The sequence below is a fragment of the Haloarcula sp. JP-L23 genome (assembly GCF_011602445.1).
Lineage (GTDB): Archaea > Halobacteriota > Halobacteria > Halobacteriales > Haloarculaceae > Haloarcula > Haloarcula pellucida.
Genome location: NZ_CP050014.1, coordinates 3,012,422 through 3,034,977, shown reverse-complemented (window position 1 = coordinate 3,034,977; position 22,556 = coordinate 3,012,422). Strand labels below are relative to the sequence as shown.

Below are 22,556 nucleotides of genomic sequence, written 5' to 3'. Positions count from 1 at the left end.
ACATTAGGTGACAGTGTGAGATCAGTCATTGGTAGAGCAGGGGCTGTCGGACCGTCGGTGAGAGCGGTCCGGAATCGGCTGTCTGGTCGTCAGTCTGAGGTGTTCCGCCAGTCCCAGACCGAGCTCTCTGGCTGATCATCGGTACTCGATCCTGTGGTGAGTGCGTCGACGGCTGGAGCGGGGCCCCGAATCGCCAACGACCACGTATAGGTATCCAATACGCTATCGTTGGCAGTCTCGCCTAGGTCCACGACGCCGGCGTTCGGCAACCCGTCGTCAGCGTACAGCGTCGCCCCGTGGACGCCGCCACCCTCGAAGGCCTGCACTGCGTCCATGCCCTCGAGGCGATTGAGCGTCTGCCGGACGTGTTCTTTCGTGACGCCGACATCGTCGGCGATCTCCCGAGCGGTCATGGATGTCGTCGACGAACGGAGCGTCGCGACGATATCGCGCTGGACGTCGGTGAACGTCCACTCGATGCCCGACACCTGAACGTCGGCGAAGTCGGTGGGCATCGCGTCGGCCCTGACGAACACCGTCGCGTGACTCTCTGGGTCGTCGGGGTTCCGAGCGTACCGACCGGTAGCCTGGGCGGTGTGGTTCTCCCGAACGCTTGCGAGGAGCGTCGCCGCGGTGTCGGCATCCGCGCCCTCGAACCCGCGACCGTGGGCCCGTTCCTGCTCGCCGTCGACGTCGACGGTCTCGCCGCCGTCGGCCAACTCCGGCCGCTCGGTAATGTACTGGACGGTGCCGTCGAGCGGGTCGCCGTCGTACGAGGCCCCGCTCATGCCTGACACCCCACCGTTTCCGCTGCAATATCTGGAGGAGTATCTATTTCGTTATATGATTCATCGGCCAGTTTATCGGTCAGTAACCCGTCGTTAGACCGGTTCTGCCGATGGGTATGTGAAGTTTCAGAGTAGTGCCCGGGGAGGGCTCCGAACCCTCGATCTCCGCATAACCCAGGTCCGGGGTGTGACGAGCACCCCACGGGTCATGCCGGTTGGTACCGCATGAGTCGTCAGACCCTATGAGTGCGGCGCTATGTCCAGCTAAGCCACCCGGGCTCGGGTGCACTCGGTCGTTGGCCGCTTTCCGTCTTGAAGGTTCTCATCTGCCGTGGGGCTGTGGGACTCTCTCACGGCGGCCGCCCGCTCGGGGGACCCACGGATTTAAGCCACCACGCTAGTATGCACCCTGCATGGAGATTCCCGACCTCGTCCGGCAGGAACTCGGGGACGAGGAGATCCAGGCCGGCGTCAACCTCGGCGACGAGGACGCTGTTTGTTTCACGCCGACCCGGACGCTCGTCTACCGTGGGGAGGGGTTGTTGAGCGACGAGAAGGTCACAGCCCACCCTCACGACTTCGAGCGCCTGACGATATCCGAAGGCCGACGAAAGACCAAGTTCACGCTATATTACACCGACGAGAAGCGCGACTTCGGCGTGCCGAACGACCGCGCTGGGACCATCCTCGAACGGTTGCTAGAGGGCAAACTCCGCGTCTCGAACGGTATCGACGCCGACGAGAGCGTCACCGGCGTCTTCCGGTTCAGCGAGCTCACGCTGGTGGTCACCGACACGCAACTGCTGAAGCATCTGGGCAACGTCACGTGGGACGCCGACTACGAGGCCTACCTGTTCGAGGACGTCACCGGCCTCGACTTCGAGGAGGGCAGTGTCGCGACGGCCATCGTCCTCTCGGTGAACGACCGTCCCGAACGCATCAAGGCCCCGGCCGAACAAGCTCCGACGGTCCGAAAGACGCTGCAGGAGGCGCTCTTTGCCTACCACGACGTTTCGTCGCTTGCCGACCTGAACGCGAAGGTCGGCACCGAACCGGAGGACGGGAGCGACGCCGACGGCGGCCTCGGCCTCGAATCCGGTATCGACCCGCTCGTCGGCGACGACGAGGAGACCGACGAGGACCAGTCCGAGCAGCGATCCACGCAGTCCGCTGCGGCCGCGACACAGCAACAGCCGTCGACGGCCGACGCCGAACCGGCGACGAAGTCGACCGTCCAGCCGTCGTCGACGGACCGCGGCGGTGACGTCGAAGCCCTCGAACGACAGGTCGCCGAACTCACGGCGGCCGTCGAACGCCAGACCGAGCGCATCGAACGCCAAGAGCAGACCATCAAGACGCTCATCAAAGAGCTTCGACAGGGGCGCTAGACCAACGGCGACGGTCCGATTCTCGCTACACGTCGTCGAAACCGCTCCCGAGGCCACCCGCTCGCTGTTGCTCTGCGGTTCGCGCTGTTCACCGCGTCGTTCGAGGGCCGCTCACTGCGCTCGCGCCCCTCGCTACTCCCGCCCCAGCACTTTCCTGATACAGGTCGACCCGAACGGTCCCAACTCGCCGCCGTCGAACTGGACGAAGTGGCCCGTCGAGATGCTCGCGCCGCAGCGCTCACAGGAGAAGTCGCCCTCGCGGACCACCACGTCGCCCTCGAAACTGACGTAGGTGCCTCGCGTCCGTGGTCGGACCAGTCCGTCCTCGCGGTCGATGACGCCGCGCATCGCTGCGGTGTCGAGAATCTCCCGTTGGAGGCCGGGATTGGTGGTGACCGTCTCGATGCGGTCCATGGCCTCGGCTACCGATAGCTCCTCGTGTTCGAGGTGGGCGAGCAGTTCGACCCCGAGTTCGACGGGGTCGCTGTCGGCGTCGTCCACGACGGCACGTCGTCCGCCACCGGATTAACGCTTACCACAAGAGGTTTGCCGCTCGCTGTCACTGTCTCGGGTAGATGGACCGTCTGGTGAAGCGGCAGGTGGTGGGGTCGGCCGCACTCCTCGCCGCCGTGGCCGTGGCCGCGCTGGTTCTCTCGCCGGCCCACATCATCCGGGAAGCGATGCATCTGGCCGACCACCCCGTGTATCTGGCGGCGCTCATCGTCTGCCTCTATCTCGTCCGGCCGCTGTTCGCGTGGCCGACGATGCCGCTGTCGGCGTTCGTCGGGTTCGTCCTCGGCGTCGAGTGGGGGTTCCCCGTCGCGCTGATGGGCGCACTCGTCACCTGCCTCATCCCGTACCGGTTCGCACGGAAAGCCGGCGAACAGGGCGGGATGTTCGGCTGGCTCGGTGAGTCCGGCCAGCGAATCATGTCGGTGACCGGCGAGACGCGCGGGGTTCTCGCCGCTCGTCTCTCTCCCGTCCCGGCGGACCCGGTGTCATACGGCGCTGGCTTCGCCGACGTCTCGACCCGGGCGTTCGTCGTCGGCACGTTCCTCGGCGAGATTCCGTGGGTCGCGGTCGAGGTGGTCGCCGGCGCGTCGATGCGCTCGCTCACGCTGACCGGCCTGTCTATCGAGGCGCTGCCGCACCTCCTCTCCCTGTTCGGAGCCATGGCGGTGCTGGTGCTCGCCGGTCCGACCTACCGGCACTTCAGCGGTCGGCCGGAGTCGTCCTGAACTCGAAGCGTGCGCCGCCGGTCGCGCTTTCGGTGGCTTCGACCGACCATCCGTGTGCGGTGGCGATGTCCTCGACGATAGCGAGGCCGAACCCGGTCCCGTGGTCGCTTGAGGTATAGCCTCGCTCGAAGATTTTCTCACGCGTCGCCGGCGGGATGCCCCGGCCGTCGTCAGCGACGACGAAGCCAGCGGTCGACGCCCCGTCCGCCATCGTGTCGACGGTCACGGTGAGGTCAGCAGTCTCGGATCCGGTGTCAGCACCGTGTTCGACGCTGTTCCGGAACAGGTTCTCCAGCAGTTCTCGAAGCCGAGCGGGGTCGGCCTCGACGGTCGTCGTCGTGGCACAGTCGAGCGTCGCACCGTCGGTATCGACGTTGGCCCACGCCTGCTCTGCGGTGGTCCTGAGATCGACTTGCTCCGTGGTTCCGACGGTTTCGCCCTGTCTGGCCAGCGACAGCAGGTCCTCGATGAGCCGCTCCATCCGGTCGGCCGCGCCCGCCGCGTCGCCGAGGTGGTCGACGTCGCCTGTCTCTTCGGCCAGCGTGAGACGCCCCTGGACGACGTTGAGTGGGTTTCTGAGGTCGTGGCTGACGACGCTCGCGAACTCGGAGAGGCGCTCCTCGCGCTCCTTTCGCTCGGCGATGTCGCGGATGACGCCGGCCGTCCCGGCGAACTCGCCGTCGGGCGCCGGGAGGAGCGCCATGTTGTTCTCCGACGGAATCCGTTCCCCGTCCCGCGTCACGATGTCCATCTCCAGCGTTCCGCTGTTGGCGTCGTCGTCGTCCAGCAGGTCCTGTATGACCCGCTCACCTCGTTCCAGTCCCTCGTCGGTCATGACGACCCCGATGTGCTCGCCGACGAGCTCCTCGGGGCTGTACCCGGTCATCGGTTCGATGGCCTCGTTGACGAACGTGAACACGCCCTCGTCGTCGAGCGTGTAGACGGGGTCGTCCACGGCCTCGACGATAGTCTCGTAGCGTTCGAGTTCCCGTTCGCGTTCGGTGCGCTCGGTGATGTCACGGATGACGCCGACGGACCCGACGAACTCGCCGTCGTCGTCTACCAGCGGCGCGACCTTGTCCTCGTTCACCGTCCGGTTCCCGTCGGCGTCGATGGTGTGCATCTCGAACGTGGCCCACGTCCGGTCCGGGTCCGAAAGCAGTCGCTCGATGATGTCGTTCCCCGTCTCGACGTCTTCTGGGGGCATGAACTTCGTGGGCTCTGTGCCGATGATCTCCTCGCGTTCGTACCCGAGGTGGTCCACCATGGCGTCGTTGGCCATCCGTATCGTCCCGCCGGCATCGAGGACGTACATCGCGTCGCCGACGTTCTCGACGAGGGTCTCGTACTGTTCGAGTTTTCGTTTGCGGGTCTTGCTGTCGGTGACATCGCGGGCGATACCGGCGACGCCGAGAACCCCTCCGTACGGGTCCTCGATGCGCGACCCGCGGAACTCGTGGGGAATCAGCTCGCCGTCTTTCGTCTGTATCGGTAGTTCGACCGTCGTGTGGCCCTCCGCGACAGTCTCTTTCAGACGGTCCAGCAGCACGTCGTGGTACGCCTCGGGGAACAGGTCGAGGGCGTGCATCGAGGCTATCTCCTCGTCACTGTAGCCGGTCACGTCGAGGACGGTGTCGTTCCATCGGAGCAGCTCGCCTTCCGGGCTGACGAGGTAGAACATGTCGTCGATAGCGTCGACGAGCGTCTCGGTGAACTGTCGCGTCTGCTCTAGTTCTCGCTCGCGCTCCTTGCGGGCGGTGATGTCGGTGACGAAGCCTTCGAGCAGTTCGACGCCCTCGTCGTCGGTGCCGACGACCCGGCCTCGTTCCCAGAGCCACCGCGTCTCGCCGTCGGCCGTCTCGACCTTATAGGTGACTTCGAACGGTTCGTCTGCGGCGAGACAGGTCTGAACCCGCTCCCAGACGTGGTCCATCTCCGTCTCTTCGATGAGGTCGCCCCACGTCACCTCGCCGGACTCTACGGTCTCCGGGGCGTACCCGACCAGTTCCTCGACGCCGTCGCTGACGAACTCCATCGGCCACCCGGGTTCGTTCCGTGCGCGGTAGACCATCCCCGGAAGGTTCGAGATGACCGTCGAGAGTTGCCGCTCCGACTCCTCTAGAGCGGCCTTCGCTCGGTACTCGCCGACGGCGCGTCTGATTCTGTTGGCCAGTACGGCGTACTGGTCGGTGCCGACGTCCTTCTGGAGGTACTCGGTCACGCCGGCCGAGATGGCGTCGCTCGCTATCTCCTCGTTGCCCTTCCCGGTAAAGAGGATGAACGGCAGTTCCGGGAACTCCTCGCGGACCGCCTTCAGAAACTCCAGCCCATTCATGTTCGGCATATCGTGGTCGCTCACCACGCAGTCGAACGGTTCGGACCGGAGCCGTCCGAGCGCAGTGCAGGCGTCCCGTTCAGAGACGACGTCGATGCCGCCGTCAACCCGCTCCAGATGCATCGCGGCGACATCCCCGAACTCCGGTTCGTCGTCGACGTGGAGCACGCGAATTTCGCCATCGCTACCCATTGTACTACGTCTGCGGTTCCATCATAATAAAGCCGCCAGCAGCCGTCAGTAGAACGTATCAGCGCAGTCATATACGACGCCGTGTTCCGGGCAGACGTACTTACAGTGCCGATGGTACATCGCACGGTCGCACATCGGACAGGGCCGCCCGCCTGACTCGTCGCTCATACGCCGTGGGACGGACTCCTGACGCTTCGCTCTTTGGGGTCGAAATTGGAACAACGCCTTTTGTCGGGTAGCGCCTCGGAGCGAGTATGACCGACGACGTCCTCGACACGAGGGGTGGGCGGGTACTGGTCAGCGTCGCCGCCGGGGTGGCCGGTCTCGCGGGCTCCTACGCCGTGACGGGGAACGCGCCAGCGTTTCTGGCCTCGCCAGTCGAACGGACGCTCGCTCGCACCATGCCCGGCGCGATAGTCTCGTTCGCGATTACGACGCTCGGGAGCCTCGGCCAGCAACTCAATCTGCTGACCGCTATCGTCGTCGCGGGCCTCTTCGTCGCGCTGGCGGCACGGGCGGCCATCCTCGCCGGCGACGCGGCCAACAACCGCCTGCTCCCGAGCGTCGGGACGGCCGTCGTCACGTGGGCCGTCGCCGCCGCACTCACAGGGGAACTCGTTCTCTCGGCCGGCGCGGCACTGCCGGCGGCCGGCGTCGTCGTCCTCGCACAGGCACTCGACGCCGCCGGTGGCCACACCACACCTATCTCCTCGAAGCGTCGTCGGGCGCTCTCGACGGTCGGCGTCGCCCTCGGTGCGAGCGTCCTCGGCTACAGACTCGGTGGACAGCGGACGCCGACGGCGACGGCGGCGGACGCCCCGACGCTTGCGGCCCCCGGTGCGGACCTCGACGACGCACAGACGAAACTCGACGCCGCCAGCGACCGGTCGCTGGACGTCGACGGCCTCGACTCGCTGGTCAGCGAGACGTTCTTCGAGGTGGACATCAACTCCATCGACCCGCAGGTCGACGCGGGCGAGTGGACGCTCTCGGTCACCGGCGCCGTCGAACAGGAGGTCACGCTCGACTACGACGAGTTGCAGGGAATGGCCGCCGAGAACCGCTTCTCGACGCTCCGCTGTGTCGGAGATTCCCGAAACGGTAAGAAGATGGACACGGCGCTGTGGACCGGCGTCCCGGTCGACCAGTTGCTCGACGAGGCGGGGGTTCAGAGCGGGTGCGAGTGCGTGATGCTCCGCGCGACAGACGACTACTACGAGGAGTTCCCCATCGAGGCGCTCCGCGGCGGTCTGCTGGTCTACGGCATGAACGGGAAGGTCCTCCCGCGGGGCCACGGCTACCCCGTCCGGGCACTCGTCCCGGGTCACTGGGGTGAGGTCAACGTCAAGTGGCTCACCGAAATCGAGGTACTCGAACGCGAGGCCGAAGGCTACTGGGAGCAACGCGGCTGGCAGGGCACTGGACCAGTCAAACCCGTCGCCAAGCTCCACCACGCCGAGCTGTTGGACGACGGGCGCCGCCGACTGGCGGGCCACGCCTACGCCGGTCTTCGCGGTGTCTCCCGCGTCGAAGTCTCCACCGACGGCGGGGAGACGTGGGCCGACGCGACGCTCTCGGACCCGCTTCCGGCCGTCGACGGTGACGGGGCCGCCGAGGACGCGTGGCGGCAGTGGGTGTACGCCTACGACCCGCCCTCCGGCGGACACACTGCCGTCGTTCGCATGGTCGACGGTGAGGGCACCGTCCAGACCGCCGAGGAGACGAACCCCGTTCCGAGTGGTCCCTCCGGGTGGGTCAGTCGGGAGTTCGCCTGACTGCGGGCTACGGTGGTGGTGCGGACCCGCCTACCGACTGGCTACTCGGTGTCGATTTCGTACGCCAACTCGACGAGCCCGTTCGCGTACTCCGTCGTCTCGACGAGAGTCAGCGCCTGTCGCGGTCCGTCACCGAACAGGGAGATGCCGCCACCGAGAAGTATCGGGACGACGGTCAGCCGAAGCCGGTCGACGTGTCCCTCGCGGAGGAACGCCTGTGCGAGTTGCGCGCCGCCGACGAGCCAGATTCGGTCGCCCCGTCGTTCGAGACGTTCGGCGAGTTCGTCAACGTCCTCGGAGACGAACTCGACGGTGTCCGCCGTGCGCGGCAGGTCCCTGTTAGTCACGACGTACGTCGGTCGGTCGTCGTACGGCCACTCGCCGAATCCCAGCACCTGCTCGTACGTCGTCGACCCCATCACCAGACAATCCACGTCGTCGAAAAACGCGTCGTAGCCCTCGCTGACCTCGTCTGACTGGAACACGTCTAGCCAGTCGACGCCGCCGTCCGCCGTCGCGACGTACCCGTCCACGCTGGTCGCGACGTACAGGACGATAGTGCCCCTATCCATGACCGACGTTCGCTCCGCGTGGGCATATCGCTGTGCCCACGCCGATACTCACAGAGACAACACACATGCCCGTCGGCCACGAGACGCCGGTATGACCGAGACGATTACGGGCGAGGTCATCCACGTCGTTCCGCCCGAGGACCTCGACGACTACGAGCTAGACCCCGACTTGCAGTCGCTTGCCGAGGCCCGGTACGTCCTCGTCTGCCGGAAGGGCGGCCGCCCCTCGTGGGTCGAGCGAATCGTCGCCTTCCTCCGGCGAACGCCCATCGAACCGGTGACGCTCGTCGCCGACAGGCCCGCCGAGGAGGGCGACGACGTCACCGCGCGAGTCGAATCGACGGGCGTGACTGGCGTCTACGACGTGGTCGAGTTCCGATAGAAAACCGCTCCGCGCGGGTGAAAAACGGGCTCCGGTGTCACACGCTCCGTCTGGCCGCTATCGCAGGCCGGTCAGTTCAGCACTCGGACCAGCCACAGGACTCGCAGGTCTTACAGCCCTCCGAGTAGTACAGCGAGAGCGACCCGCAGTCGGGACACTCGGGGCTCTCGCCGGCGTCGATGAGTTCTTGCTGGTCGCCGGTCGTGCCGGCGTCGGCGTTCGGGCCGTCGGCGGTCTGGGTACCGCTGGGCTGGGCCGCCGGACCGCCGTCCGTCTGCGTCGCGGCGTCACGCTCGGCTTCCTCTTCCTCGGCCGTCTCCTCCAGCGTGACCTGCTGGGGGTAGGCCTTGTCGACGTCGCCGTCGAGGTAGCGGCGCAGGGCCGTGCCGATGGCGTCCGGGATGGACTGAATCTGTTCGCCCTTGTCCCAGGCGACCTTCGGCGACCGGATGCCCTGCAGTTCGTCGGCTATCTCCTCGGGGTCGACGCCAGAGCGCAGCGCCGTCGAGATGGTCTTCGCCAGCGCCTCGGTGAAGGAGGCGGTGAAGCCACCGGAGTTGCCGATGTTGGCGAACAGCTCGAACGGCCGCTCGGCCTCGGGGTCCTCGTTGATGTTGACGTACAGCTTCCCGTAGCCGGTGTCGATGCGCTGGGTGACGCCGTGGAGGACGTCCGGCCGCGAGCGCTTGCGGGCGAAGTCGGACTGCTCGCCGTCGGCGACGGAGAGCATCCCCTCGACAGACTCGTCTAAGGCGGCCTGGACGGCCTCGTCCTCGAGGAAGCCCTCGATGCCGCCGAACATCTCCTCCAGTTGGGCGACCAGTTCTTCGGTGTCCATGTCCGAGAACTCGGTGTTCTGGGCACGGGTCGTCAGCACCTGCTTCGAGCGGGTGCCGTCGCGGTAGTAGGTGACGCCCTTGCCGCCGTGTTCGTAGATGTACTCGAACACTTCGGCGGCGTCCTCGACGGTGGAGTCGTTCGGGGCGTTGACCGTCTTCGAGATGGCGGAGTCGACGCCCTCCTGACAGGCGACCTGCACGCCGGCGTGGTCCTGTGCGGAGAGGTCGCCGGTCGTGACGAACAGTTCGCCGATGGCGTCCGGGACCGTCGTGAGGCCGTCGACGCCGTCGAACTCGTTGTTGGCCATCTGCTCTTGGGCCTCTTCCTTGACGGCCTCGACGTCGATGTCGTTGTCCTCCAGTGCGCGGAGGAAGTAGTCGTCGAACTCGACGAGCATCTCGTCGCCCTGCACGTCGTCGGAGACGTTCTTGTAGTAGGCGACGTTGTAGATTGGCTCACACCCGCCGGTGGTGTTGCCGATCATCGACGTGGTGCCGGTGGGCGCGATGGTCGTCGTGTTATGGTTGCGGATGGGGAACCCGTCTGCCCAGTCGTCGGCGTCCTCGCCGGTCTGCTTCTCGAACCACTCGCGATACTCGGTGGGGTTCGCGTACTTCGAGTTCTCCCACTCCTCGAAGACGCCGCGGTCCTCTGCGAGTTCGCGGCTGGCCTGCTTCGAGCCGTGGTTGATGTGTCGCATGACCTGCCGGGCGATTTCGTTCGCCTCGGGGGAGCCGTACTCGACGCCGAGCTGGATGTACAGTTGGGCCAGTCCCATGATGCCCAGCCCGATTTTGCGCATCTCCCGGACCTTCTGCTCGATTTTCTCGACCGGGAAGTCCGACATCGTGACGACGTTCTCGAGGAATCGAGTGCCGAGTTCGATGCGCTCGTTCAGTTCGTCCACGTCCAGCGCCTCGTCGAGGAACGCCTCGATGGCGGCCTCCTGCGTGTCGTACTCGTCTGCGTGCTCGTCGGCCCAGACGCGGTAGTCCGGCGCGTCGAGCGCGGCGAGCGTCGAGAGGTTGATGTGGCCGAGGTTACAGGCCTCGTACTCCTCCAGTGGCTGTTCGCCACAGGGGTTGGTCGCGAGAATTTGGTGCTCGGGGTGTTCCTCGACGTCGAAGGAGTGCTGTTTGTTGACGCGTTCGAGGTAGATGACGCCCGGTTCGCCGTTCTCGTGGGCGCCCTCGACGATGCGTTCGAACAGTTTCTCGGCGGGGATAGAGAGCACCTCACCGACGTCGACGTACTCGCCGAGGTCGAACATCTCGTACAGTTCCTTGGTCTCGGCGGTGGCGACGTGTGGTTCCTCCGTGCGGGGGTTCGTGAAGGTGAACTCCTCGCCGTTCTGGAGAGCCTCCATGAAGTCGTCGGTGATGCCGACGGAGATGTTGAAGTTCGAGAGGTGGCCCTCGACGGCGTTCCGGAGGTGTTTGGGCACCTTGCCGTCGTCGTCAATGAGTTCGCGGGCCTCTTCGAGCGCTTCGGCGAAGGAGTTGTGCGTGAAGTCGTCGGGGTCGTTCAGACGAAGCGTCTCGGCCAGCGAGACGTCCTTGTTCTTCGCGTGGATGAACTGGATGACGTCGGGATGGGAGACGCGCATGACGCCCATCTGGGCGCCACGACGGGCACCACCTTGTGCGATGGTCTCGCACATCTGGTCGTAGGTTCGCATGAACGTGATGGGCCCGGAGGCGATGCCGCCGGTCGACCCGACGGGGTCGCCGTACGGGCGGAGCTTCCAGAACGCGTACCCCATTCCCCCGCCGGACTGGAACACCTGCGCCGCTTCTTTGGCGGTCTGGTGGATGTCGTCGATGTCGTCGGCCGGCGAGTCGACGAAACAGGCCGAAAGCTGCTGCAGTTCGTCGCCGGCGTTCATCAGCGTCGGCGAGTTCGGCATAAAAGAGAGCTGTTCCATCTGCTCTTGGAACGCGTCGGCCGTCTCCTCGACGTGGTCGCGTACCTCGTCGGGGAGTTCCGGGACGACCGTCTCGTAGGCGAACTTGTTGACGTTGTAGACGGAGAGCGTCGTCTCGACGTCGTCCTCGGCGGTGGTTCCCTTACCGAACACCTCGGCGGCGAGTTCGTCGCGTCGCGGGTGGTCGGGCTTGAGTTGGTCGGGTGTGACGGTGACCTCGACGTCGTGCTTCTCGGCCTCGAAGACGGCCTCGGCGAGCGCGATGTTCTTCGCGACGCGGTCGAAGAGGTCCTCGGGGTCCTCGACGAGGTCGCCGTCGGCGTCCTTCCGCAGATAGCGAGCAGGCAGAATGTTGTTGTAGGCGTTGCTCGTCAGTCGCTCTTCGATGGTGTCCCCGTCGATACGCTTGATGGGGAGCGTGAGTTCGTCGGCGGAGAGTTCCGCGTCACTCATTCGGCGTCCCTCCTACCGACAGCGTCCGTCTGCCGGTCGATACCCCTCTCGACTGCTGGCCGAGTTCCTGTCATTTCTGGCGGCGAATACGTATTCATGGATGGCGTATAACCCTTGCTTTCTCCAACTTTTATCAGATTCCGTAGCTATCAGAGAGTCGAGACTACGGTGGTTGTGGGTCGGTGCTGGCGACACGCACGGAATAGTCGTGTACGACCACTAGCAACGTCGGTTACTCCTTAATGGTGAGCAGACCGCAGTGAAAGTGAAAACGCCTCACCTACAACCACCGGACAGCGACCTGAGATCCAGTAGAAACGAGCGGGGGTTTCGAGTGGAGGTTTGGGCACATTGCCGCCATATTGGGGGCCGAATAGACTGCGTCAGACGTCCCGCAGTCTGGCGATTATTGCCACGCTGGGTCGCCGTCTTGCGGTGCGGGCCAGTTACCAACTAGCCACGAAGTATATGTGTCCGTCTCGCGTGAGTGACGATATGTTCTCGCTGTTGCAGCTAGGGTCGTTCGGGTCCCCGCCGTCGTTGCTCGTCGGCCTCGTCCTCGTCGCACTCGTGTTGCTCGTGGGGCGATTCGTGCTGAAAGTGGCGTGGCGCCTCGTCCTCCTCGCTATCGTCGCCGTCACGGTACTGTGGATACTGGGAATGCTCGGGATTCAAACAATTTAGACGGTCGCGAGGAAGTTCCGGACGACGTCGTGACCCACGGCGGTCAGTACCGATTCCGGGTGGAACTGTACCGCTTCGATAGGGTATTCGCGGTGTCGAACGCCCATCACGAGTTCGGTCCCGTCTTCTGTCGTCGTCGTGGCCGTCACGTCGAACTCTTCGGGCACTTCGGACGCGACCAGTGAGTGGTACCGGCCGCCCTGAAATCCCTGTTCGAGGCCGCGGAAGACGCCCTCCCCGTCGTGGTCGATGGGGAACGCCTTCCCGTGAATCGGTTCGGGGGCGCGACCGACGGTGCCGCCGTAGGCGTACACCGCCGCTTCGAGGCCGAGACAGACGCCCAGCGTCGGAATTTCCGGACTCAGCTCCCGGAGGACGTCCATCGTCACGCCGACGTCCCGGTCGTTCTTCGGATGACCCGGACCGGGCGAGAGGAGTATCGCGTCGGGGTCGAACGCTCGCACCTCCTCCAGTGTGGCCGTGTTGCGGACGACCTCCGTCTCGGCGTGTTCGGAGACGTACTCCACGAGGTTGTAGGTGAACGAATCGAAGTTGTCGACGAACAGCACACGCAGGTCGTCGGTGGCCGGTTGCTGTGTGCTCATCGGTCCACCTCCGTGTCGACGACGGCACCGCCGGGCGTCTCGATGCGTTCGAGCGCTGCGAGCACCCCGTCCATCTTCTGTTCGGTCTCGACGTACTCGCTCTCCGGGTCGGAGTCGGCGACGATGCCGGCCCCGGCCTGCACCGTGACGCGGTTGGACGTCGTCTCGTCGCTCGCGTCCGGGAGCGAAACCCCGTCCTCGACGGTGGCCGAGCGGATGACGATGGCGAAGTCGGTGTCGCCGTCCCAGTCGAAGTAGCCGACGCCGCCGCCGTAGGGGCCTCGGGGCGACCGTTCGAGTTCGTCGATTATCTCCATCGCGCGAATCTTCGGCGCACCGGAGAGCGTGCCGGCGGGGAACGTCGCCCGCGCGGCGTCGAAGGCGTCACAGTCCGCGGCCAGCGTCCCCGTGACCGTCGACTCGATGTGCTGGACGTGGCTGTACTTCAGGACGTTCATGAACTCCTCTACTCGTACCGACCCGGCCTCGGCGACCCGCCGGACGTCGTTTCGCGCGAGGTCGACGAGCATCGTGTGTTCGGCCCGCTCTTTCCCGTCGGCGAGCATCTCGCCGGCCAGCCGTCGGTCCTCGACGGGCGAGTTCCCGCGCGAGCAGGTGCCCGCGATGGGGTTCGAGACGACGCGGTCGCCGGCCACCGAGACCAGCGTCTCCGGACTCGCACCGACGATACTCAGGTCGTCGTACCCGAGCAGGTACATGTACGGCGAGGGATTGACCTCGCGGAGCGCCTCGTACAGGCCCAGCGGGTCGACGTCGCCGTACAGTTCGCGGGTCCGGGAGATGACGCCCTGATAGATGTCCCCCGAGAGGACGTACTCTTTCGCGCGCTCGACGGCGTCCTCGTACTCGTCCTGCGGACCGGCCACCTCGGCCTCGCGGGTGAACCCGCCGGTCGAGAGGTCGTCGGCCCCGGTGAGTGCGGCTTCGATGCGTTCGGCCTCGGCGACGAGTTCGTCGTAGCGCGCGCCGGCGTCCTCGCCCACGCGGACGACGGGGGTAAAGACGAGTTCGACGCTCTCCTCGACGTGGTCGAACCGGAGCGTCGCCGTCGTCAGGACGAACTGCGCGTCGGGGAACCGCGAGTCCGGGCGGTCCAGTCCGACCTCGTCCAGCCAGAGGTCGTAGACGGCATCGTACGAGAGGAAGCCCACGAGGCCGCCTTCGAGGTGCTGGCGGTCCATCTCGGGAAACCCGCGCAGTTCCACGTCGGGCATCGCCGCCCGCAGGTCGTCGACGACGTCGCCGCCGTCGGTCGTCACGAGGTCCGCGTAGCGGTCGTCGAACACCTCGACCTCGCTCTCCTCGCCGGTGACCGTGACGACCGCTCGCGGGTCGTAGCCGACGAAGGAGAACCGGGCGTGCCGGTCGTCGGTCTCCGGGGCGAACGCGCCGTCCGGGTCGCTGGAGGCGACCTTCTCGGCGCTCTCTAAGAGGAAGGTGTAGTCGCTCGATTCGACGTCGCTGGTGCGACCCGACAGGGCCGCGTACGCCGCCAGCGGTTCGACGTCGACGTCGAGTTCGGCGGCGGCCCGCACGACCACTGGCCGGTCGGCCTCGGCGTACTCGACGAACGCCTCGCGGGAGACGTCGAGGGTCACGCCGACACCTCCGCGTCGGCGGCCGCGACGGCCGCGACGAACCGCTCGACGGCGTCGTGGTCTTTCACGCCGCCGCTGGACTCGACTCCACTGGCAGTGTCGACGGCGAACGGCCGTACCGTCTCGACGGCCTCGGCGACGTTCTCGGGCGTGAGGCCGCCCGCGAGAATCACGGGCACGTCGACAGTCTCGACGAGTTCACGGGTGCGGTCCCAGTCGTGTGTCTCGCCGGTTCCGCCCGCGCCCTCGTCGTCGACGGAGTCCACGAGGAGGGCGTCTGCGTGGGCGGCGTAGTCGGCGAGGTCGTCCGCGTCGGCGTCGACGACCGCGATGATCTTCTGCGTGACCCGGCGGGAGAGCGCCCCCAGTTCCGTCGGCGAGAGGCCGTCGTGGACCTGCACGGCGTCGGGGTCGACCGCGTCGACGCGGACGACGGCCTCCTGTACCGTCCTCGGCATCGTCACGAGGACGCTGGTCACCAGCGGCGGGACCCCTTCGACGAGGTCGGCGGCGGTGTCCTCGTCGACTTCACGCGGGGTGTCGACGGGGACGCCGTAGATGATGCCGACGGCGTCGGCCCCCGCCGCCACGACGGCGTCGCGGTCCTCGGGGGTGGTTACGCCACAGACCTTCACTCGCGTCATTCGCCGACGAGGTCCTCTAGCTTGGCGGCGGCCGCGCCCGAGTCGATGGCCTCTCGGGCGAGTTCGACGCCGTCCGTGTGCGTTTCGGCGACGCCAGCGACGTAGATGGCGGCACCGGCGTTCGCGAGGATGATGTCGCGTTTCGCCCCGGTGACCTCGCCGGAGACGATGCCCCGCAGGTCCTCGGCGTTCTCCTCGGGGGACCCGCCCGCGACGGCCTCGATGTCGTGAGTCTCCAGTCCGATGTCCTCGGGCGTGATGCTGTACTCCGAGATAGAGTCGCCCGTCACCTCGGCGACGGTGGTCTCGCCGTGGATGGCTATCTCGTCGAGGCCGCTCCCGTGGACGACGAGCGCTCGCTCGACGTCCAGACGGGCCAGCGCTTCGGCCATGATCGGGACGAGGTCCGGGTCGTAGACGCCCAGCACCTGCGCGTCGGCGTCGGCGGGGTTCGTCAGCGGGCCGAGGATGTTGAACACGGTCCGCATCCCGAGTTCCTTTCGCGGGCCGATGACGGCCTTCATCGCCGGGTGGAAGACGGGTGCGAGCATGAAGCCGATGCCGTCGCGCTCGATTCGGTCCTTGACGGCCGGCGGTTCCGCGTCCACGTTGACGCCGGCTACTTCCAGCACGTCGGCGCTGCCCGAGGACGAGGACACGGAGTAGTTCCCGTGCTTCGCGATCGGGACGCCCGCACCCGCCGCGACGATAGCACTCGTCGTCGAGACGTTGATCGTGTCGTAGTCGTCCCCACCGGTCCCGCAGGTGTCGACGAGGCCCGCACGGTCCGGTTCGATGGTCCGGGCGGCGTCGCGCATCCCCTGTGCGAACCCGGCTATCTCGCCCTCCGTCTCTCCTTTCGCCCGGAGGGCAGTCAACAGGGCACCGATCTGTGCCTCTGTCGCTTCTTCGAAGACGAGCGTCGCGACGTCCCGTGCCTCGTCCTGTGTCAGATCCTCGCCGTCAGTGACGCGTTCGATGTACTCCTGCATGATATTCACCAATGAGCTATTTCGTGTTGTGATGTACAAATCCGTACACTGACTTAAGGCTATCGGGGAACCACCGGACGGGGCGCATGCGGACAATCAACAGACGACGTGCGGGTCCGGAATTCGAAACCTTCAATTATACCCCCCGGCAACAAAGAGATGTACGAGGCAGCGAGGGTTCGTGGTCTAGGTCGGTTATGACACCTCCTTGACATGGAGGAGGCCGGCGGTTCAAATCCGCCCGAACCCATCCCTACTTAAAGAAAAAGGCAACAACATCCGCTAGTTGTGCCTGTTTCCGGAGGTGGTCGGCGTGACCGACCTCCCCGATTTTGACGGACACTCTGCCCCAGTCTGTGACTTCTGCGGTTGCCCCATCCACTACGTCGGGCAGGAGTGTCCCGCACTCGCTAACGGGGTGTGCCAGCCGTGAGCAGCCGCACGTTCTCTCCCAGCGACGACCTCCCCGGCATGGTCGGTGGGCCGCCGACGCTTTCGATGCCCGCCGACTGGACGCTGTCGACGGCGTGGCAGCGCGCCCAGCGCGAGAGTGACGACGGCGGCGCCGTGAACGACGCCGAGCGCATCGTCAGCCTGTCCGACGGCGACGACTTCCACCGCGTTCTGTGGGCGCTCAAGGGCCGTACGCTCGTCGCTGAGTGCGATTGCGCCGGCCACAAGTACCACGGCGGCTGGTGCGCTCACGTCGCCTCGTTGTGGTGGCAGTGGGTCCGTGGCTCCATCGTCGTGGCTCACCTCGACACCGGCCGGGAGTACCCAGCGCCACCATCGTGGCTGCGCCTCGACGACGACCCGACCGCCTACGAACAACTCACTCCTGCTGAACTCGACGCGCTCCTGTCCTGCGACCTCGGTAGCTTCGGCGTTCGGGAGTTCGCCCGCTACACCGACCGCGCGGCGGGTACCATCGGCAACCTGCTGGCCGACGCCCGAGAGAAGACGGAGGGATGCCGATGACGGGGACCCCACCCCACACACTCTCGGAGTGGGGTGCGGGGGGGTGTCCGCCACCATACCGTCCACTCGAAACGAACCCAAGGTTAGACGCCACCCGGATGCGGGGTACTCCGACCCCCGTTTCATCTGTGTCCGCAGCCGACCCCCAATCTGCGGACAGGAGGGACCCATGAGCGGGTCCGGCAGTCGACTCCCCGGTGACTCCGAGAACAACGACCGGCACAAGAGCGAAGAACGCGCCGAAGCGCGCTTGTCGGGCACTCTCGGTGTCCGTTTTGCCGAGTACGTCGACTCTCACGGCGTTGCCAAGAGCAAGGTGGTCCGCAACGCGCTGGACGAGTACCTGCCCGACTCCGAAGGCTCTCAGTATCTGCTGCCCGAAGACCCGGAACTCGCTGATGCGTACCTCGCTCTCGCTGGCGACGAGAAACGGGTGATGACCGTCGACAAGGCCGAGAGCGTGCTGTGTCAGGAGACGCACCCGAACACGCCGAAGAAGCTCATCCGCGAAGAAGTGCTTGAGCCACTGGCCGAGACGCCGTTTTTGACGGTGAGCTACGGCCGGGTGGCCCTGCCGCCCCTCACTCCGAAAGACGACCTCTCAGGAGGTAGTGACGATGTGTGAGCAGTCTATGGGCGGCACGTACCGGGTGACGCTCGATAACCCAGCCGCGAACTCGCGGACCCACGTCCAAGTCAATGCGGACGACCGACGAGATGCGCGTCGCCGTGCGAAGCGTGACTATCCGCGGCACGTCGTCCAAGGCTGCGAGGTAGTTGCGGCTACTGACCAGTCCGATTAATGGCTTAATCAGCCATTCAGCCATTCAGCTGCTCGTTTTACGGCGTTTTGGGTTCTGCGTTGGTCCGTATGCCTACTGAGCGTGCGGTGATACGTTGACAGAGCGTATCGAGTACGGGAGTAAAGACGCGGCAGACGCCGCGAGAGACAAGCACAGCGAGTATCTGTGTAGCGAGGACGACAAGCGCCTGAAGACGGTCGCGTTCGCGGAGAACGGCACGCCCGAAAGCGTGCTTGAGGACGCCCATCTGATGGCCGATGACTCGCACGTGAACACGGGAGAGAGCAGCGGCAGTGTGCCTCTCACCGACGCCGAGAAAGACGAAATCGACTTCTCGGAAACCGACACATGGACCGCGAGAGCGGCGAAAGGCGCGTTTCTGGACGAAGGTGTGAGCGACTGGCTTACCTACTGGTCCGAGGACCTGACGACGACCGGCGAAGCGAGAGAGGCGGCGAAGCGAGCGAAGCAAGACGAGAAAGACACTCGCCTCGACGCCGGGCCGACCGACGAAGAACGCGCCCACCAGTACGGCAAGCGCGCTCGACAGGCCCAACACCGGCAGTGCAACCACATCGAGGGCGAGTGTGAGAACGGCGACCCGGAAGCCTGCGAGTTCCTGACTCAGCACTGCGGCTACTCCGAGGAGGAGGTATCGCAGTTCATCGACGAGTCGACCGGCACCGACCACGAGCAGCAGGACCTCGTGACCGTCGGCGGCGACGAGTACCCTGAGATGGAGGTGACACCCGAGGTGGCCGGTGCGCTTCGGGACTCGTGGACCGGCTACAAGGGCGGTCTAAGCGGGATAGAGCGCGCTCTATCGGACGCCAGAGAGGCGGTCATCAACACCCGGCAGGCGTGGCGGGCCATCAACCGGATTCGGGAAGCGAACGGACAGGACGCGATGCATCCCGACCGGCTGCACACCCTGCTCGACGCGCTCGACGGGATGCCCGCGACCATCCCCGAGGTGCGAACGCTCGACCACTTCGCCGGGTCGGAGACCGACCGGTCGGCGGTGCTTGAGACCGACGACCAGCGCACTTTGAGCGGCGACCGCGCCGACGACCAAGCCCGGTTGGCCGGTGGCGAGCAGGGCGAGCGCGCTCAGGGCGAGGTGGTCGACCAGACAGAGGAGAACCCCGGAGGCCTGCTGACCGACGAGCGCGCCGACACCACCGACCCCGAGGACACAGAGCAGCAGGTACCCGACGCCTTCCGGGTGGCTGAAGGCGGTCAGGAGACGTTATGACAGGACCAACTTGCCCCGCTGAGGGGTGCGACTACAACGAGAACGGCGAGAAGAGCAAGCAAAGCGTCCGGCGCCACATCAACGCGAAGGCAGACGACGCACACAGTGACGTGCAAGCACTCAGGAGCGCGCTGAACCGCCCTGACGAGGGTACCGACGAGGGCGGTGAGCAGGGCGCTCAGGGCGCTCCCGACGAGGACGGCGACGACGAGCAGGGCGAAGCAGCAGAAGAGGGCGCTGAACCGGCCGAAGAGCAGCAGAACGACCAGCAAGAGATGGACCAGTCTGAGGAGTACGAGCAGCAGCTACAGACAACGACCGGCGAAGAGAGCGGAGAGACCACCGAAACCGAGGGACAGCAGGGGACCGAGAGCAGCACCACGAGCGGCGGTAACGGCCCCTCGCTGAAGGCGGTCCTCGGTGGTCTCGGTGGTCTGGCCCTGCTCGCTATCGCCCTCGCAGGTAGCTCCGGCGATGACGACCAGCCGGAACCGGCGCCGATGGATGTAGAGAGCGAGGCGACCGACGTGGACGAGGCGACTGACGACACCGACGAGAGCGGCGACGGCTTCAGTGCCGCCGGGTGGGACGAATGAGCGGCGCCGAAGCGGCCGAAGCCGACACCGAAGAAGATGCCGAGGAAGTGGACCAGCCCGACGACGAAGAGGACGTGCCAGAGGTGGAGATCGACGAGAAAGCCGATGTGGACCTCGACGCGCTGGGCGTCGACCCTGACGAGGTAGAAGAGACGGCCGGTGCCGGCGCCGAAAGCGAGGACGTCGACGACGACCGCGACGACGAGCAGGCCGACGAACTGCCGGCCCCTGACGGCGAGACGTGGGGGGACCAGTACGTCGACATGCTGGCCCTCGTCCTCGGAGAGATAGCGGCGGCAGACGGTGAGCCGGGCAAGACTGCCGAGGACATCGAGGAACTGGCGCGTGCCCCGCCGGTCGAACTAGACGACAACGTAGACCAGTGGCTTGCCGAAGCGGGGATGGGGCAGGACGTACCGCCCGGCAAGGCCGTAGCAATCGGCACAGCGGGCCTCGTGCTGGTTATCCTGCTGACGGAGACCGACATGGCGACCGACGCGGTGGACGCACTGAGCGAGCAACTGAACGGCGACCTCCTGAACTTCTGACGATGATTACCGACAAACTGAAGCGAGCGCGAGAGGCAAAGGCAGAAATCCAGAACCCCCACGAGAGCGACCGAATCCGGGCGATGGCGGAGATACTGGCGACCATCCAGACCGAGCAACGCAGCGCCGTGATAGACCAGCGCGACACGCTCGGCCTCGACCCCGACGACGACGCCGACCGACTCGACAAGAGCGAGCGAGTCACCGCTATACTGGACGTGGTGGACGGCTACGGCCCCGGTGGCCCGTCGCTGGCCGAGGTGTGGATAGAGCAGTGCGCTCCTGACGACCTCGCCGTCGACGATCCGGAGGCGCTGGCGAACTACGCCGAGATGACTCACGAGGAGTGGACGGCGCAGATAGAGCGGTGGGCACAGACGTACCGAGACAGCGGGGCCGACGCGATGCACTCCGACCGCTCGCTCGCTGACGCGCACGTTTCGGGGAAGTGGGGCGTCTCTCTGGAACGGTTCGAGACCGTGGTGGTCGACTGGAACCCGACCGACGCACTGACCGACCTGCTGGGCGGTCCCTCCGAGGCGACCGAGGACGCTGTGCGGGCCAACACGGAGGCACTGGCATGACCGTCGTCTACAGAGACGAGGTGCTGCAAGCCCTCGGTGTCGGCCTGCTGGCCGCTGCACTCATCGCTATGGTGGAGCGCAACGCCAGAGACCGGCCGCAGTCTGGAAGCGACGAGAGGCCCGACCACGCCGTTCTGACGGAGGTGGACCTGACCGCGCTGGCCGACGGGGAAGCGCAGACGGTCGGCACCGCACAGGGCGAGACAGTCCGACTCGAAGCGGTCGGCGTCGAGGAGGAGACCGACGAGTGAATCTGAAAGAAGTCATCGGTCCGGTCCTGATTGTCGTGGGCAGCATCACGGTCACTGTCTCGGCGGCGCTCAACGCCGCCGATGTGGCCGGCCCAGCCTGTGCCTCTGCCCTGCTGTTCGCGGCTCAGTCAGGGTGGGGAAAATCGTACCACGGGCAGGCGTGGATGGAGAGCAACGCCGACGCCTACGAGGGCATGGTGGTGATGGACTACTGCGGGGAGTACCGTGGACTTGTCAAGTACGGACTGGCCCAGCACTGGATAGTCGGCCCGGCGGAGCGCAACCTGTCGGTGTCCGGGTGGGTCGACGTACTGACCTCGAACCCGAAACTCGTCTTAGAGCGCCACAACTCCCTGACAGCCGAAGAATGGCGAGAGGTGTGCGACCGCGTGGCCGAAGCCGCCCGTCGTCTTGATCGGGACCAACTCGTCGTCGTCGACGAAGCCCACTTCGTCGTGCCCCAGCAGGGCAAGCTACCCGACGCCCTGAAGTCGATAGCGACGACCGGTCGGGGCGCAGGCACTTCCTCGATGTGGATTACGCAACGACTCGCGGAGATTGACAAGACCATCACGACACAGTGCCAGAGTCGGATGCTCGGCGGGTTCAAGGGCGGAGACCTCGGTAGCGTCTCCGTCGAGTATCCCAGCGAGCTACACAACCCGACCGCCGACCCCTCCCCGCACGGCCTCCCCGACGAACTACTGCCGACCGGCCGAGAGCGCCCTACATCGCTCCAGAAGCACAAGGACGACGACGGCCACACAATCGGGAGTGAGTGGATATACAGCGACGACAGCGGCGAAATCAGGCGTATCAACACGCAGAACGTGACGATGCACAGCACCCACTACGGCAGTCAGGGCAACGACCTGCAACCACCGGAGTACACCGCATGAGGACACAAATCACACTCCGAGGCGAGGACAGCGAGGAGTTCGAGCAGACCCGTGAACGCATCGCCGAAGAACGGCCCGGCGGCGAACCCAGCAACGCCGAAGTAGTGCGCGTGTTGATGGATTCCGCTTCATACTGACTGCACGCCGAAGCGGTTTGTAGTCGCTTTTTCGTCGGTTCTTGATGGGTAGCGGTGCTAAAACGGTAGGTTGC

24 protein-coding genes and 2 tRNA genes are annotated in these 22,556 nt (G+C 65.8%); 15 read left to right on the top strand and 11 right to left on the bottom strand.

The genetic code is table 11. The annotated features are described in order from the left end of the window. Window positions 1–89: 89 nt before the first annotated feature. Both G9465_RS15880 and G9465_RS15875 read right to left on the bottom strand, forming a co-directional pair. Window positions 90–788 (bottom strand): GntR family transcriptional regulator, encoded by a 699-nt coding sequence (locus G9465_RS15880; protein WP_227015583.1) that lies wholly within the window; start codon window positions 786–788, stop codon window positions 90–92. A 135-nt stretch (window positions 789–923) separates the two neighbouring features. Continuing rightward, a tRNA-Met gene (locus tag G9465_RS15875) sits at window positions 924–1,067 on the bottom strand. 134 nt (window positions 1,068–1,201) lie between these two features. On the opposite strand from G9465_RS15875, the gene G9465_RS15870 reads away from it, so the two are divergent. Next, entirely contained in the window at window positions 1,202–2,176 is a 975-nt protein-coding gene (locus G9465_RS15870) for a hypothetical protein (protein ID WP_166971702.1), read from the top strand. 132 nt (window positions 2,177–2,308) lie between these two features. Here G9465_RS15870 and G9465_RS15865 read toward each other — a convergent pair whose 3' ends face one another. Then, window positions 2,309–2,677, bottom strand: coding sequence for a DUF5830 family protein (locus tag G9465_RS15865; RefSeq protein ID WP_166971699.1), 369 nt, complete (start codon window positions 2,675–2,677; stop codon window positions 2,309–2,311). Window positions 2,678–2,751: 74 nt separating this feature from the next. On the opposite strand from G9465_RS15865, the gene G9465_RS15860 reads away from it, so the two are divergent. Continuing rightward, window positions 2,752–3,414 (top strand): TVP38/TMEM64 family protein, encoded by a 663-nt coding sequence (locus G9465_RS15860; RefSeq protein ID WP_166971697.1) that lies wholly within the window; start codon window positions 2,752–2,754, stop codon window positions 3,412–3,414. On the opposite strand, the gene G9465_RS15855 is transcribed toward G9465_RS15860, so the two are convergent. Continuing rightward, entirely contained in the window at window positions 3,389–5,941 is a 2,553-nt protein-coding gene (locus G9465_RS15855; RefSeq protein ID WP_166971695.1) for a PAS domain S-box protein, read from the bottom strand. The two genes, G9465_RS15860 and G9465_RS15855, sit on opposite strands and share 26 nt — an antisense overlap. Window positions 5,942–5,986: 45 nt before the next feature. Beyond that, window positions 5,987–6,109, bottom strand: coding sequence for an HVO_2523 family zinc finger protein (locus G9465_RS26115; protein WP_255491948.1), 123 nt, complete (start codon window positions 6,107–6,109; stop codon window positions 5,987–5,989). An 86-nt stretch (window positions 6,110–6,195) separates the two neighbouring features. Here G9465_RS26115 and G9465_RS15850 point away from each other — a divergent pair, with 86 nt between their 5' ends. Then, window positions 6,196–7,716, top strand: coding sequence for a molybdopterin-dependent oxidoreductase (locus G9465_RS15850; protein ID WP_166971693.1), 1,521 nt, complete (start codon window positions 6,196–6,198; stop codon window positions 7,714–7,716). A 41-nt stretch (window positions 7,717–7,757) separates the two neighbouring features. Here G9465_RS15850 and G9465_RS15845 read toward each other — a convergent pair whose 3' ends face one another. After that, complete coding sequence (locus G9465_RS15845; RefSeq protein ID WP_166971691.1) at window positions 7,758–8,288, bottom strand: dihydrofolate reductase family protein; 531 nt, start codon at window positions 8,286–8,288, stop codon at window positions 7,758–7,760. A 91-nt stretch (window positions 8,289–8,379) separates the two neighbouring features. Here G9465_RS15845 and G9465_RS15840 point away from each other — a divergent pair, with 91 nt between their 5' ends. Then, window positions 8,380–8,670, top strand: a complete 291-nt coding sequence (locus G9465_RS15840) for a hypothetical protein (protein ID WP_166971689.1) — start codon at window positions 8,380–8,382, stop codon at window positions 8,668–8,670. 76 nt (window positions 8,671–8,746) lie between these two features. On the opposite strand, the gene G9465_RS15835 is transcribed toward G9465_RS15840, so the two are convergent. After that, window positions 8,747–11,887 (bottom strand): adenosylcobalamin-dependent ribonucleoside-diphosphate reductase, encoded by a 3,141-nt coding sequence (locus G9465_RS15835; protein ID WP_166971687.1) that lies wholly within the window; start codon window positions 11,885–11,887, stop codon window positions 8,747–8,749. A 495-nt stretch (window positions 11,888–12,382) separates the two neighbouring features. Between G9465_RS15835 and G9465_RS15830 the strand changes: the two genes are divergently transcribed. Beyond that, window positions 12,383–12,571, top strand: a complete 189-nt coding sequence (locus G9465_RS15830) for a hypothetical protein (RefSeq protein ID WP_166971685.1) — start codon at window positions 12,383–12,385, stop codon at window positions 12,569–12,571. Here G9465_RS15830 and trpG read toward each other — a convergent pair. Genes trpG through trpD form a run of 4 tightly spaced genes read right to left on the bottom strand, consistent with a single transcriptional unit; the run spans window position 12,568 to window position 16,431 of the window. Then, window positions 12,568–13,176 (bottom strand): anthranilate synthase component II, encoded by a 609-nt coding sequence (gene trpG / locus G9465_RS15825; protein ID WP_166971683.1) that lies wholly within the window; start codon window positions 13,174–13,176, stop codon window positions 12,568–12,570. The genes G9465_RS15830 and trpG overlap by 4 nt on opposite strands. Beyond that, a complete protein-coding gene (trpE, locus tag G9465_RS15820; RefSeq protein ID WP_166971681.1) occupies window positions 13,173–14,795 on the bottom strand; it encodes an anthranilate synthase component I in 1,623 nt (540 codons plus the stop codon). Before trpE ends, trpG begins: the two co-directional genes overlap by 4 nt. Next, window positions 14,792–15,439: a phosphoribosylanthranilate isomerase gene (locus tag G9465_RS15815; RefSeq protein WP_166971679.1), complete on the bottom strand. Its 648-nt coding sequence runs from the start codon at window positions 15,437–15,439 to the stop codon at window positions 14,792–14,794. The genes trpE and G9465_RS15815 overlap by 4 nt, the downstream gene beginning before the upstream one ends. Then, window positions 15,436–16,431, bottom strand: a complete 996-nt coding sequence (gene trpD, locus G9465_RS15810) for an anthranilate phosphoribosyltransferase (RefSeq protein ID WP_166971677.1) — start codon at window positions 16,429–16,431, stop codon at window positions 15,436–15,438. Before trpD ends, G9465_RS15815 begins: the two co-directional genes overlap by 4 nt. 175 nt (window positions 16,432–16,606) lie before the next feature. Here trpD and G9465_RS15805 point away from each other — a divergent pair. From G9465_RS15805 to G9465_RS15760, 10 genes are all read left to right on the top strand, one after another. Then, a tRNA-Val gene (locus tag G9465_RS15805) sits at window positions 16,607–16,681 on the top strand. A 179-nt stretch (window positions 16,682–16,860) separates the two neighbouring features. Further along, entirely contained in the window at window positions 16,861–17,409 is a 549-nt protein-coding gene (locus G9465_RS25405; protein WP_338071841.1) for an SWIM zinc finger family protein, read from the top strand. A gap of 169 nt (window positions 17,410–17,578) precedes the next feature. Further along, a complete protein-coding gene (locus G9465_RS15795) occupies window positions 17,579–18,034 on the top strand; it encodes a hypothetical protein (RefSeq protein WP_166971675.1) in 456 nt (151 codons plus the stop codon). A gap of 272 nt (window positions 18,035–18,306) precedes the next feature. Continuing rightward, window positions 18,307–19,467 (top strand): hypothetical protein, encoded by a 1,161-nt coding sequence (locus tag G9465_RS15790; RefSeq protein ID WP_166971673.1) that lies wholly within the window; start codon window positions 18,307–18,309, stop codon window positions 19,465–19,467. Further along, complete coding sequence (locus G9465_RS15785; RefSeq protein WP_166971671.1) at window positions 19,464–20,063, top strand: hypothetical protein; 600 nt, start codon at window positions 19,464–19,466, stop codon at window positions 20,061–20,063. The genes G9465_RS15790 and G9465_RS15785 overlap by 4 nt, the downstream gene beginning before the upstream one ends. After that, on the top strand, window positions 20,060–20,611 hold the full coding sequence (locus G9465_RS15780; protein ID WP_166971669.1) for a hypothetical protein: 552 nt from the start codon (window positions 20,060–20,062) through the stop codon (window positions 20,609–20,611). The genes G9465_RS15785 and G9465_RS15780 overlap by 4 nt, the downstream gene beginning before the upstream one ends. Before the next feature lie 2 nt (window positions 20,612–20,613). Further along, window positions 20,614–21,195 carry a hypothetical protein gene (locus G9465_RS15775; protein ID WP_227015582.1) on the top strand — a complete coding sequence of 194 codons (582 nt, stop codon included), beginning with the start codon at window positions 20,614–20,616 and terminating at the stop codon, window positions 21,193–21,195. Then, window positions 21,192–21,446: a hypothetical protein gene (locus tag G9465_RS15770; RefSeq protein ID WP_166971667.1), complete on the top strand. Its 255-nt coding sequence runs from the start codon at window positions 21,192–21,194 to the stop codon at window positions 21,444–21,446. Before G9465_RS15775 ends, G9465_RS15770 begins: the two co-directional genes overlap by 4 nt. After that, a complete protein-coding gene (locus G9465_RS15765) occupies window positions 21,443–22,345 on the top strand; it encodes a type IV secretory system conjugative DNA transfer family protein (protein WP_227015580.1) in 903 nt (300 codons plus the stop codon). Before G9465_RS15770 ends, G9465_RS15765 begins: the two co-directional genes overlap by 4 nt. Next, window positions 22,342–22,482, top strand: coding sequence for a hypothetical protein (locus G9465_RS15760; protein WP_166971665.1), 141 nt, complete (start codon window positions 22,342–22,344; stop codon window positions 22,480–22,482). The genes G9465_RS15765 and G9465_RS15760 overlap by 4 nt, the downstream gene beginning before the upstream one ends. Window positions 22,483–22,556 lie beyond the last annotated feature (74 nt).